Annotated in this window: 9 protein-coding genes; 6 read left to right on the forward strand and 3 right to left on the reverse strand. The window is 58.9% G+C overall.

Annotated elements, in window-relative coordinates:
• Positions 1–147 precede the first annotated feature (147 nt).
• Positions 148–900 carry a nuclear transport factor 2 family protein gene (locus ACR0JG_RS19895; RefSeq protein WP_170408201.1) on the forward strand — a complete coding sequence of 251 codons (753 nt, stop codon included), beginning with the start codon at positions 148–150 and terminating at the stop codon, positions 898–900.
• A 7-nt stretch (positions 901–907) separates the two neighbouring features.
• On the opposite strand, the gene ACR0JG_RS19900 is transcribed toward ACR0JG_RS19895, so the two are convergent.
• A complete protein-coding gene (locus ACR0JG_RS19900) occupies positions 908–1,807 on the reverse strand; it encodes a LysR substrate-binding domain-containing protein (protein WP_170408202.1) in 900 nt (299 codons plus the stop codon).
• Between the two features lie 217 nt (positions 1,808–2,024).
• Between ACR0JG_RS19900 and ACR0JG_RS19905 the strand changes: the two genes are divergently transcribed.
• Genes ACR0JG_RS19905 through ACR0JG_RS19915 form a run of 3 tightly spaced genes read left to right on the forward strand, consistent with a single transcriptional unit; the run spans position 2,025 to position 6,561 of the window.
• The gene (locus tag ACR0JG_RS19905; RefSeq protein ID WP_480572286.1) at positions 2,025–4,217 is read left to right on the forward strand and encodes a dehydrogenase E1 component subunit alpha/beta; all 2,193 of its coding nucleotides are present in this window, start codon (positions 2,025–2,027) and stop codon (positions 4,215–4,217) included.
• Positions 4,214–5,248, forward strand: coding sequence for an ACP S-malonyltransferase (locus ACR0JG_RS19910; RefSeq protein WP_480572289.1), 1,035 nt, complete (start codon positions 4,214–4,216; stop codon positions 5,246–5,248). The genes ACR0JG_RS19905 and ACR0JG_RS19910 overlap by 4 nt, the downstream gene beginning before the upstream one ends.
• A gap of 41 nt (positions 5,249–5,289) precedes the next feature.
• Positions 5,290–6,561, forward strand: coding sequence for an NAD(P)/FAD-dependent oxidoreductase (locus ACR0JG_RS19915; protein WP_480572292.1), 1,272 nt, complete (start codon positions 5,290–5,292; stop codon positions 6,559–6,561).
• Positions 6,562–6,563: 2 nt separating this feature from the next.
• On the opposite strand, the gene ACR0JG_RS19920 is transcribed toward ACR0JG_RS19915, so the two are convergent.
• Entirely contained in the window at positions 6,564–7,265 is a 702-nt protein-coding gene (locus ACR0JG_RS19920; RefSeq protein WP_480572295.1) for an SDR family oxidoreductase, read from the reverse strand.
• 103 nt (positions 7,266–7,368) lie between these two features.
• On the opposite strand from ACR0JG_RS19920, the gene ACR0JG_RS19925 reads away from it, so the two are divergent.
• Positions 7,369–8,220, forward strand: coding sequence for a LysR substrate-binding domain-containing protein (locus ACR0JG_RS19925; protein WP_480572298.1), 852 nt, complete (start codon positions 7,369–7,371; stop codon positions 8,218–8,220).
• On the opposite strand, the gene ACR0JG_RS19930 is transcribed toward ACR0JG_RS19925, so the two are convergent.
• Positions 8,211–9,113 carry a LysR family transcriptional regulator gene (locus tag ACR0JG_RS19930; RefSeq protein ID WP_170819117.1) on the reverse strand — a complete coding sequence of 301 codons (903 nt, stop codon included), beginning with the start codon at positions 9,111–9,113 and terminating at the stop codon, positions 8,211–8,213. The two genes, ACR0JG_RS19925 and ACR0JG_RS19930, sit on opposite strands and share 10 nt — an antisense overlap.
• Before the next feature lie 77 nt (positions 9,114–9,190).
• On the opposite strand from ACR0JG_RS19930, the gene ACR0JG_RS19935 reads away from it, so the two are divergent.
• Complete coding sequence (locus ACR0JG_RS19935; protein WP_480572301.1) at positions 9,191–12,403, forward strand: reductive dehalogenase; 3,213 nt, start codon at positions 9,191–9,193, stop codon at positions 12,401–12,403.
• The last annotated feature ends 84 nt before the right edge of the window (positions 12,404–12,487 follow it).

Raw genomic sequence — 12,487 nt, forward strand, 5'->3', positions numbered from 1 at the left:
GGACGCAGCCCGCGCCTGCCTGGCCCCCTGCCGTCCGCAGGACGCAAGGCCGAAGGCCGCGCAGGGTTTGGCTGTTGCTGGCGTTGATGCCTGACACGTCGCCTGCCATTGTGATCACGGAGTAGTCAGACCTGAAGGGAACCCGGTATGGAGAAGTCCAACAAAGATCGCATATCTGCCTTGCTCAAAAGCATCGAAACGGGCGATCCGGGTCCGGTTTCGGTGGTAAATGAAGCACGATACATCCAGCACAATCCTCAAACCCATGAAGGCAGCGAAGGGCTTGCATCCCTATTCAAACGGCTGTCCCAGACCTCACCGCGCGTGAATATCGTACGCGCCTTTGAAGACGGCGATTTTGTATTTGCGCATACGGAATATGATTTCTCGCGTCGTAATATCGGCTTCGAAGTGTTCCGGTTCGAAGACGGGCAAGCGGTAGAGCATTGGGACAATATCCAGAAACGGATGGGGCCAAACGGCTCGGATCACAGTATGGTGGATGGTCCGACCGAAGTTCGGGATGTCGAGCAAACCGAGGAAAACCGGGCCTTTGTTCGCGCCTTCGTCGAAACCGCGTTGATTGCCGGGGATCTCGACCAGATAGAGGCCTGTATCAACACTTCCGCTTACGTAGAACACAGCCCGCAGCTCTCGGATGACTTGACTGCCTTGAGGACCGCATTGGCCGATAGGAACGCCCTAAACTATCAGCATCTGCATCGGGTATTGGCGGAAGGGGATTTTGTACTGACCGTGTGCGAAGGTGAATATCAGGGCACTCACAGCGCATTTTATGATCTGTACCGCGTTGCAGATAGCAAGATCGTCGAACACTGGGACACGGTTGAGTCCATTGCACCACGCAGCGAATGGAAAAATGACAACGGCAAGTTCTAAGGCCGCGTTAGGCGTGGGCGTCTGCCCCAATCTGTTCACTGATCCAGGCTTGGAAAGACCGTAGAGGCTCGGGCATCGAGCGGTCATTCGGCCAGACCAGATAATAGCTGCCAAGGCTCACGCGCGGCCCGTCCCATGCCTGGACAAGCCGCCCGGTGCGCAAATCATCCTGCAGCAGATATGACGGTAACAGAGCCACGCCCAACCCATGAATCGTGGCCTGAATCATGGTCGAAAACTGATCGAACATCATTCCCCGTAGGCCGGTGACGGGCTGGCCCTGTATCTCAAACCAGCGCTCCCAGGCATCCGGACGCGACTCCAGATGCAGCAGTGGCGCGGCGCGGAGAGCACCCAAGCTATTGAAATTGACAGCGGTAAGGGCAGGGGCGCAGACGGGCAGGACTTCTTCCCGCATGATCGGTAAATACTGAACGCCCGCCCAGTCTTGCTGACCGAAATGGATCGCGGCATCAAATGGTTCAGACATGAAATCAAACGGTTTGAGGCGGGTACCCAGATTGACGGTGACCTCAGGGTGCCGTTGCGCAAAATCCTGAAGGCGGGGTGCCAGCCAATGCATGCCGAACGCGGGAAGGATCGATAGATCAAGTGACCCACCCGCCGGGTTGGCTTTGAGTTTCAGTGCGGCCTGCGCCAGATCCTGAACAGCAGACCTTGCGGTTTGCACATAGTCTTTGGCTGCTGGCGTCAAGTGCAATCGCATCTGGCTGCGCTCAATCAATTGCACGCCCAGCTGATCCTCCATCGTCTTCAATTGCCGGCTGATCGCGCTTTGTGTCAAGGACAGCTCAGCCGCAGCAGCAGATGCGCTGCCCAGCCGATCTACGGCTTCAAGCGCAAGCAAGGACGAGATTGAAGGCAAGAAACGGCGGGGTGCAATCATATGACAATTCCTCATACCTATTGAACGCAATAGCACTGGTTTTTTCCTACCGCCAGAGCGATGAGTGGTGCGCCACATCACTTTTGTGGTCGAGCGGGTGCCGTACCATCCGCGATCTTGAAATTCACGTCGGAGCGCGGGACAAATCAGCAAGCGGGTCGGGCCCGCGCAGAGGTTCCCCAAGGCCGATGACACCAACAAGACAAAAGCGAGAGACATGGACCGCGCCCAGATCGTACATGAGAATTTCCTAACCCGTGTCGCAAATCGTGATTTTCCCGACGGAGCCCCACCGCGCGTCGGTCTGGGCGATGCTGAAGCCGTTTCGCTATTCCGGTCGCAAGTTCTCAGCCGCGCGTTGGATCGGACCAGCCGGGTGATGCAGAAGGCGGGGCAGGGGTTCTACACCATCGGCTCATCTGGCCACGAAGGGATGGCCGCCGTCGCGCACGCATTGCGCCCAAGCGATATTGCCTTTCTGCATTACCGGGATGCTGCGTTTCAGATCGCGCGTGCCGAACAGGTGCCGGGCCAGCAGATCGCGTGGGATATGCTGCTCAGCTTTGCGTGCTCGAAAGAGGACCCAACCTCGGGCGGGCGGCACAAGGTGTTGGGATCAAGGGCGCTGATGATCCCGCCGCAGACCTCGACCATCGCCAGCCATTTGCCCAAAGCCGTTGGTGCGGCTTATGCGCTGGGGGCAGCCCGGCGACATGCGCCCGAACATCGCGTGTTGCCGGAAGACGGGATTGCGATGTGTTCATTTGGGGATGCCTCGGCCAATCACTCAACCGCGCAGGGGGCGATCAACACGGCAGGCTGGACCAGTGTGCAATCGACGCCGCTGCCGCTGCTGTTCGTGTGTGAAGACAACGGGATCGGGATTTCGGTCAAAACGCCCAAGGGCTGGATTCAGGCGTCGATGGAGCATCGTCCGGGGATCAAGTATTTTCAGGCCAATGGGTTGGACATTTATGAAACCCATGCGGTCGCGAAAGAGGCTGCAGATTATGTCCGCAAGCGCAGGAAACCGGCCTTCCTGCATCTCAGAACCGTGCGGCTTTATGGCCATGCCGGGGCGGATGTGCCCACGACCTATCTGCCGAAAACTGAGGTTGAGGCGGATGAGGCCAATGATCCGCTTTTGCACACCGTACGACTGCTGGATCAGGCGGGTGCATTGTCGCCGGATCAGGCGTTAAAAATCTACAGCGATACCTGCACCCGAACTGATCGTGTGGCTACAGAGGCTGCCAGCCGTCCCCATCTTGCCAATGCGACCGAAGTGATGGCAAGCCTGATCCCGCCTAAGCGCCCTTGTAAAGCGACCAACGGCCCGAGCGCTGAGGCGCGTGCGAAGACCTTTGGCGCAGATATGCGCGCGATGGATGAGCCGCAGCCGCTCAGCCGCCTGATCAACTGGGCGCTGACCGATCTGATGTTGGAACATGCCGAGATCGTTTGCATGGGCGAAGATGTGGGCCGCAAAGGTGGCGTCTATGGCGTCACACAAAAGCTGCAGCAACGCTTTGGTTCGGACCACGTGATTGATACGCTGCTGGATGAACAATCCATTCTGGGTCTCGCGATCGGTATGGGCCATAACGGTTTCATCCCGATCCCCGAGATCCAGTTTCTGGCCTATCTGCACAATGCCGAGGATCAGATCAGGGGGGAGGCGGCAACCCTGCCGTTCTTCTCGAACGGGCAGTTCACCAACCCGATGGTGCTGCGAATTGCGGGGCTCGGGTATCAGAAGGGCTTTGGCGGACATTTCCATAACGACAACTCTCTAGCCGTCTTGCGGGATATCCCTGGTGTCATCATCGCCTGCCCGTCGACCGGGGCCGATGCAGCACTGATGCTGCGCGAATGCGTGCGGTTGGCGCGCGAAGAGCAGCGGGTCGTGGTGTTTCTTGAACCGATCGCACTCTACCCGATGCGCGATCTGCATGCGGCGCAGGATGGCGGGTGGATGACCACCTATCCTGCGCGGGATCAGAAAATTGCGCTGGGCGAGGTGGGAGTACACGGGGACGGCACCGATCTCGCCATCGTGACCTATGGCAACGGGCATTACCTGTCGCAACAGGCCCTGCCCGAAATTGAGGCGGCGGGTCTAAAAACCCGGATTATCGATATGCGTTGGCTAACTCCTCTGCCAGAGGAGGCCTTGCGTGAAGCCACCAAAACATGCGCGCATGTTCTGATCGTCGACGAATGCCGCAAGACCGGCAGTCAGTCCGAAGCGCTGATGACTTTCTTCGCCGAAGAAAGTCCCTCCACCCCAACCGCCCGCGTTGTGGCCGAGGATTGCTTTATCGCAACCGGCCCGGCCTATGCCGCGCCTCTTCCTTCGAAAGACGGTATCGTTGCCGCAGCGCTGGCTTTGACAGGAGCAGCCTCATGACCCGCACCGCCGTTGTGATCTGCCCGGGCCGGGGCACTTATAACAAGCCTGAGCTGGGCTATCTGCACCAACATCATTCGGATCGAATGGACTTGTTACGCAGCTTCGACGCCATTCGCGCCGGAACCGGACAGGATGCGATTACTGCCTTGGATGGGGCTGATCGCTTTAGCGTCGGGAAGTACTCGCGCGGCGATGTGGCCTCACCCCTGATCTATGCTGCCGCGTTGGCCGATGCGCAGGCATTGGCCAACGATATTGAAGTCGTCGCCGTCACTGGTAACTCGATGGGCTGGTATATTGCGCTAGCCGCCGCAGGGGCATTGACCCCTGGGAACGGGTTTCGCGTGGTCAATACGATGGGCACGCTGATGCAGAAGCACCTGATCGGCGGTCAACTGGTTTACCCATTCGTCGATGAGACATGGGCGAATGATCCTGCCCGCAAAGCCGCATTGCTGGAGGAGGTGGCGAGGATAGATGCGTTGCGCGATCATTCTCTGGCGCTTTCTATCGATCTGGGCGGGATGCTGATATTGGCAGGCAATGAGGCGGGTCTGACGGCGTTTGAGGCGGCACACCCCACCGTGCAGGATCGGTTCCCATTGCGGCTGGCCAATCACGCCGCCTTTCATACGGCGCTGCAGGCCCCGGTGGCGGCGGTAGGTCGGGCGCAATTGAGTTCTGATCTTTTTGCTCAGCCCAAGTTCCCGATGATTGACGGGCGTGGCAAAATCTGGTGGCCCGGCGCAACTGACACGAGTGAGTTGTGGGACTACACGCTGGGCCATCAGGTGACCGAGACCTATGACTTCACCCATGCGATCCAGACGGCCGCACGCGAGTTCGCACCCGATCTGTTCATCGTCACCGGCCCCGGTGCAACGCTGAGCGGCGCGGTGGCGCAGTCTCTGACACTGGGGCACTGGCGGGGCATGACAGATAAGGCGTCATTCCAGTCGCATCAGGAGGCGGATCCATTCCTCATCGCCATGGGGCGGGCTGACCAGCGCGCCCTTGCAACCAACTGAGACCAGCCTGATGATCGGCGAAACTTTGGCGAGGCCCGGGCATGCGCGACTATGATCAATCGTTATGGCGGCAGACCTGTCGCGAGCGTATCGACACGCAAAAGCTTTCTGATGACGTAAGCGTTGATCTTGCCGTGATCGGCGGTGGTTACACCGGGTGTTCTGCGGCCTTGACCGCAGCAAAAGCGGGGGCTTCGGTGTGCCTGCTCGAAGCGCATCAGATCGGCCATGGTGGATCGGGGCGGAATGTCGGTCTCGTCAACGCAGGGCTTTGGCTGCCACCCGATCAAATTCGGTCGCATCTGGGGCAAATGGCGGGGGATCGGTTGATCGATCTGCTGGCTAACGCGCCGTCAGACGTGTTCGAGTTGATTGAAGCGCACGGGATTGACTGCGAGCCTGAGCGGCAAGGCACGTTGCACTGTGCTCATTCGGCCTCGGGCTTTGGTGATCTACGTACACGCCACGCACAGCTGAGCGCTTCTGGTGCGCCGGTCGAATTGCTCGATCCTGACGCGTCGCGCCAGCGGACGGGCAGTCCGGCTGTCCACGGCGCATTGTTTGACCCCCGCGCGGGTACAATTCAGCCGCTGGGCTATGCGGTGGGACTGGCCCGCGCCGCACAGAATGCGGGGGCGCAGATATATACGCAAAGCCCGATTCGATCTTTGCGGCAGGAAGGCGGGGTTTGGGTGCTGCAGGGGGATGGTGGAACCGTACGCGCAAGATCGGTTATTCAGGCGACCAACGCTTATCATCTGGGCATCGCCGATACGGCACCAAACTATGTGCCGGTCTACTACTTCCAATACGCCACCGCGCCGCTGTCCCATAACCTGCGGGCCAGCATATTGACCAAAGCAGAGGGATGCTGGGATACCGGCCTGATCATGACATCCTTCCGTTTGGACCAGGCAGGACGGTTTATCATTGGCGGTATGGGCGACCTAAGCAGCGCCGGAGGATTTGCACACAAATCCTGGATCAAGCGCAAACTGGCTGCACTTTATCCGCAATTGGCGGATCAGCCGTTGATTGAGGGCTGGCATGGGCGGATTGCCATGACTTCGGATCATATTCCCAAAATCACTCTGATCGGTCCAAATGCGTTAGCAGCGCATGGGTTTTCGGGGCGTGGGATCGGGCCGGGCACCGTGTTCGGGCGTTTGATGGCCAAAAGCCTGCTCAAGGACGATCCGTCCTTGCTGCCGGTTCCGTCGGTGGCTGAGTATAACGAAAACTGGATCGGCCTGCGCCGCGCCTTCTTCGAAACCGGCGCGGCGCTGACGCATCTTGTTAAGGCGCGGTTCTGAGTTCAGACAGACCGGGTGATACCGCCATCGACGCGGATGTTCTGCCCGGTTATGTAGCCTCCGCCTTCGGAGGCGAGCATAGCCACGACCGAGGCGATCTCATCATAGCTGCGCCCGTAGCGGCCCATCGGGATGCGTGTGCGGAACTCTTCTTTTTCCGGAAGGCTGTCGATGAACCCGGGCAAGACGTTGTTCATGCGGATGTTGTCGGCGGCGTATTTGTCCGAGAACAGCTTGGTAAACGCCGCCAGCCCGGCGCGGAATACGCCCGAGGTAGGAAAAACCGGGTCCGGTTCAAACGCAGCAAAGGTTGAGATGTTGATGATCGATCCACCGCCCTGCGCTTGCATGATAGGGGTCACCAACCGTGTAGGTCTTACGGCATTCATGAAATAGACATCCATGCCGGTGTGCCAGTCCTCATCGGTCAGCTCAAGCACCGCAGCGCGGGGCCCGTGCCCGGCTGAGTTCACCAGCACATCGATCCGCCCCCAATGGGACATTGCTGCATAAACCAGTTTTTGCAGGTCATCATTTGACTGGTTCGAGCCGGTGATGCCCACACCGCCCAATTCATGTGCCAGCGCCTCGCCCTTGCCCGACGAGGACAGGATGCCGATTTTGAAGCCATCAGCCGCCAGTCTACGCGCGGAATCCGCGCCCATGCCGCTGCCGCCTGCGGTGATCAAAGCTACTTTTTCCATCTTCACGCTCCTATGCCTTGTTTCGCAAGAAGATGGCGCAGTAACCTCGATTTGACCAATCAGTTCTGTTGCGCAGTGACAGTAGAAAATCTACAGTTTAGCTATGCCCGCTCTTCCACCTCTCAACGCGATGCGCGCCTTCGAGGCCTCGGCTCGCCATCTGAATTTTCGTCTTGCTGCGGAAGAAATCGGCGTAACCCAAGGGGCCGTTGCGCAACAGGTGCGCGGCCTGGAAGCGCGGCTAGGGACGGCGCTGTTCGAACGCCTTCCGCGTGGGTTGCGCCTGACCGAAGCGGGGCGTCGGTTCCACGCGCCGCTGCGCCGGGCATTTCGGCTGATCGAAGAGGCTGTAAATGATCTGACCGACCAAAAGCAGATCACGATCTCGGTCACGCCCAGCTTTGCCTCAAAATGGCTGGTTCCGCGTCTGAACGATTTTGTGACCCGCTACCCCGATATCTCGGTGCAGGTTGACGCGCGCGAGCGGTTGGCGGATTTCCAGTCTGATGGAATCGATATTGCAGTACGCCAGAGCCGTTCACAGGTTGCTCGAGATCTGCAAGCAACACCTTTGTTCTCCACCGAATTCGTTGTCGTGGGCAGTCCGGACCTCGCATCGCAAATTTCAGGTCCAGACGACCTGATGCAACACGTTTTGCTCAGTGATTCCCATGGGCTGTGGCCGTTGTTTCTTGAACGCGCCGGGGTCGAGGGGAAGCCACGGATGATGAGTTTCAGCCAGACAAGTCTGGCGATAGACGCCGCTGTCTCGGGGCAAGGCTTTGCACTTGCCAATGCGCCACTTGTGTCTGCGGAACTGACTTCGGGTCGGTTGGTGCAGCCGCTCTCTGAGGTGCTGGTTGACGATCTGAGCTTTTTCATCGTCACCCCGCAGAAACCGCGCCAACCGGAACTGGTGAAACAAATGCGCGACTGGTTGCTATCTCAGGTCTGAAGCGAGGCCGCAATCGCGTCGATCCGGTCGCGTAACCAACGATGTGCCGGGTCGTTGGCCGAGCGTTGGTGCCAGACCATATAGATTGACACTGCTTCGCATTTGAACGGCAGTGGTGCGCTGTCCAGCGTGGCAAGCGGCCCGCGTTTCATCAGCGCCGTGTCGGTCGAGATCAGGTCGCTGCCTTTCACGAAAGGCGGGATTGCGTTGAAATGTGGCAGGGTTACGACGGGCGGTCTGATCTGGCTTTGATCCACGCCACGCATCACGGCACGGGCGTTGCGCCCGTCGGCAAATCGCACCTCGACATGATCGCTATTGCAATAGGACCGCCAATCCTCAGGCGGATCACGGTGAGCGGCATCATAGAATACCAACAACGGGCTGGTGATCAGCCGCTTCTGAAAGATATCCGGCCCGTCCGGTGGCAGCGGAGTGAGCATCAATTGACACCGGTCGCTGCGCAGCAAGTCCGGGTCGGGAACACCCGACGGGATGAACTCCAGCCGCAACCTGACGCCTTCGGCGCGTGTCGCCCGCAGAAGTTCGGGAAAGATCAACTCACGCGGCATGTCGTTGGTGGCGATCTGAATGTCCATCTGTTCGGACAGCGGATCAAACGGGCGACCTTCGGTCAGGGCGCGCATGTTGTCCAGCACCTGTTGCACCGGCTCTTTCAACGACAAAGCGCGTTCGGTCGGGGTCAGCCCCTGTCCGGATCGGACAAACAGTGGATCGCCCAGCACTTGCCGCAACTTGCCCAGCGTATGGCTGATGGCCGATTGCGTCACCCCTAACCGGTCGGCAGCTTTCGACACCGAGCTTTCTTCGAGTATCGTCAGGAACACCCGTAGGACCTTGCCGTCCAGATCTGTGAAATCAATTCTGCTCATACCATTTATGATTATTCATGAATGGATTTGGTGTCCATGCCGGGGTAGGGGAAAGGGCAGCTAACTGGAGGCGCGCGATGGGGATCCGCTTTTTCTCGGACAAGAACAGACCTGTTCACATGGGTCCGTTCCCGCTGGAACGGCTGGCGCGGCTGGATCGGATGCCTGATCTGGCGCAGGTCGAACCGATGTGTGCGCTTAGCTTTCGCAGGCCCGAGCAGCCCGAAAGCATCGTGAATGCGATGGGCGAGTTTCAGGCGATGATGGACGCAATCCGGGATGGATTTGTGAACCCCGTCGCATCGGAAATTCCTACCAACCCAGCAGATCGTGCCAACCATCTGAAAGCGTTTGGCTATTTCAACGATGCGTCGATGATGGGCTGCGGGCCGCTACCCGCGGAGGCGATGTTGGCTGAGCCTCGGCGCAACCCGGATATCGACCGGCTGGCACATGCGCTAAGGACACGGCAAACCAAAACGCTGGCCTCGGGCATCGATGTGATCATGGCGGATCTAAAAGAAAGCATGGAGGCCGCGCCACGCCCGATGGACCGTCATCGCCATACGCTCGTGTTTCTCTATGAGTTCAACCGCGATCCGGACCCCTCGGAGCCCGGGTCCGATTGGATCATGGATGCGCAGGATCACCGCGCCTGTTTGCTTGCCACCGAGAATGCTGTGGTCATTGCCAACTACATCCGCCTCCTGGGTTTCGATGCGCGGGCGCATACGGCCATGTCCTCTGAGGTTGATCTGGGCAAGCTGGCAGTTGCTGCGGGTCTGGCCTCGGTTGAGGATGGTGCGGTTGTGGTGCCCTGGTTGGGTAAGCGGTTCGGATTGGCCGCTGTGACCACCGAAATGGAGATCGCGCATGACCGACCCTTGCGACCGCTGGCCGAACAACCGTGGTTCCGCACGCAAGGACCTGCATGGTGGCTGGGTGCAGGCTTCGCCAAGAACGCTGTGAACCGGGATGCCTATGCCAAGAGGCGCTATGTGGACGGGGCACATCCTTTTGAAAACCTCAAACGAGTCGACACACCGACCACCTATATCGACGAGCAAAACGTAGCCCGGGTGCCCAAACGCGCAGACATGTTTGCGCGGGCTCAGTTCGGCGACATGGGAAAATCGCTGCAGGATGCGACAAAGGGCGGGCATTACGTGCGCAAATCCGCCCCCAGCTTCGCCCAACGCCGCGCGCTGGGCGCATTTGTTTTGCTGCAGGACGGTGACAGCGCCGAGGCTGTACAGCCCACAGATACCGAAAGAAATGCCGCGAATATCAAGGCTGCAACCTATTTCCTTGGGGTCGATGCGGTCGGGCTCAGCCGGTGCCCCGAGTGGAGCTGGTATTCCCATGACGCCACCGGAGAAGAAATCGTTCCGCCCCATGATCAGGCGATCAGCATGATCATCGACCAGGGCTATGAGACGATGGAAGGCGCCAGCGGGGATGACTGGATCAGCGTGGCCCAATCCATGCGCGCCTATCTGCGGTTTTCACTGCTGGGGGGCGTGATCGCGCAGCAAATCCGAAATCTCGGCTACAAGGCCAAGGCGCATACGGTGATGGATGGCGAGGTGCTGCAACCGCCGCTGCTGCTGTTGTCGGGGTTGGGCGAGGTCAGTCGGATCGGTGAGGTGATCCTGAACCCCTATCTTGGCCCGCGCCTGAAATCCGGTGTCGTGACAACCGACATGCCGATGTCGCATGACAAACCCATCGATTTCGGCCTTCAGACGTTTTGCGAAAGCTGCAACAAATGCGCTCGGGAATGCCCTTCGGGCGCGATCACTGCTGGGCCAAAGCTGATGTTCAACGGCTATGAAATTTGGAAATCCGACAGCCAGAAATGCGCCACTTACCGTATCACCACGCCCGGGGGGGCGATGTGCGGACGATGCATGAAGACCTGCCCATGGAATCTGGAAGGTATATTCAAGGAACGCCCGTTCCGATGGGCCGCGATGAATATTCCGCAGGCCGCGCCTGCATTGGCCAAACTGGATGATGCGGTCGGCAATGGTGGTCTAAATAACATCAAGAAATGGTGGTGGGATATCGAGCTGGAACCTGACGGGGCCTATCGCCCGTCGCAGCACCCATTGAACCGGCGGGACCTACAAAAAGACCTCGATTTGAAGTATGAGGATCAGACGCTTGCTGTCTACCCCGCTCCTCTCGCTCCGCACCCATGGCCCTATCCCTTCAACATGGACCGGGAAGCCGGAATTGCCGCCTATGAGGCGATGGTCACAGCTGAAGACTACAAAGCGAGCAAAACGGCAGGCGATATGTCTGTGATCCACCGTTATCAGGTCGCAGGGGACGCCCCGGTGATGCGGGTGGAACTAACCAAGGTCGACAAGATGACCTCGGATGTCACCAAGTACGAGTTCTCAACCCTCGACGGTGCGCCCTTACCGAAATGGACTGCGGGCGCGCATCTGGACGTGCTGGTTTCGCCCGAATTCCTGCGGCAGTACTCGATGTCGGGCGATCCCTCCGACCGCAACACTTATCAGATCGGCGTGCTGCGCGAGGATGAGGGGCGCGGCGGCTCGGCCTTGCTGCATCGCATCTTCAACGAAGGGCGCAAGGTCTTCATCTCAAAGCCGATAAACCATTTTGAGCTGGACGAGACTGCAACCAAAACCTTTCTGATGGGCGGCGGAATTGGCATCACGCCGATGATTGCTTTTGCCCACCGACTACATGCGATGGGCAAACCGTTCGAGCTTCACTATTCCGCCAGCACACGAGCAGGTGCCGGATATCTGGACGATCTGGCGGCTGTGCCATGGGCCGATCACGTGCAATATCACTTCTCAGACGAGGGCACACGGGCCGATCTGGAGGCTGTTCTGGGCGGATATCAGGACGGATGGCACGTTTACACCTGCGGCCCCGACCGCTATATGGACGGCGTCATTCACGCAGCCGAACGGCAGGGGTTTCCGGAAGGTGCACGGCATCTCGAATACTTCTCGGTGCCGGAACAGCCCGAATATGAGAACCATCCGTTCACTCTGAAATTGGCGAAATCGGGTCGGGAGTTGACTGTACCCGCTGACAAAGATGCGGCGCAGGTACTTAATGAGGCGGGCTTTCACGTGGATGTGAAATGCGCTGATGGGATCTGCGGGGTCTGCAAATGTGACGTGATTTCAGGTGAGATCGAACACCGCGATTTCGTTTTGTCCAACAAACAACGCGAAGGTGCGATCATACTGTGCCAAAGCCGGGCGGCCCGGGCAGACGGGGTGATCGAGATCGATCTGTGATTGCTCTCGATAAAACGACATTTTGAATCCCAAAAATTGGTCGTTCCAGCCATGGACGCCGCCGACTTGCTGCACTAACGTCCC

This window comes from Ruegeria sp. AD5, assembly GCF_056542345.1.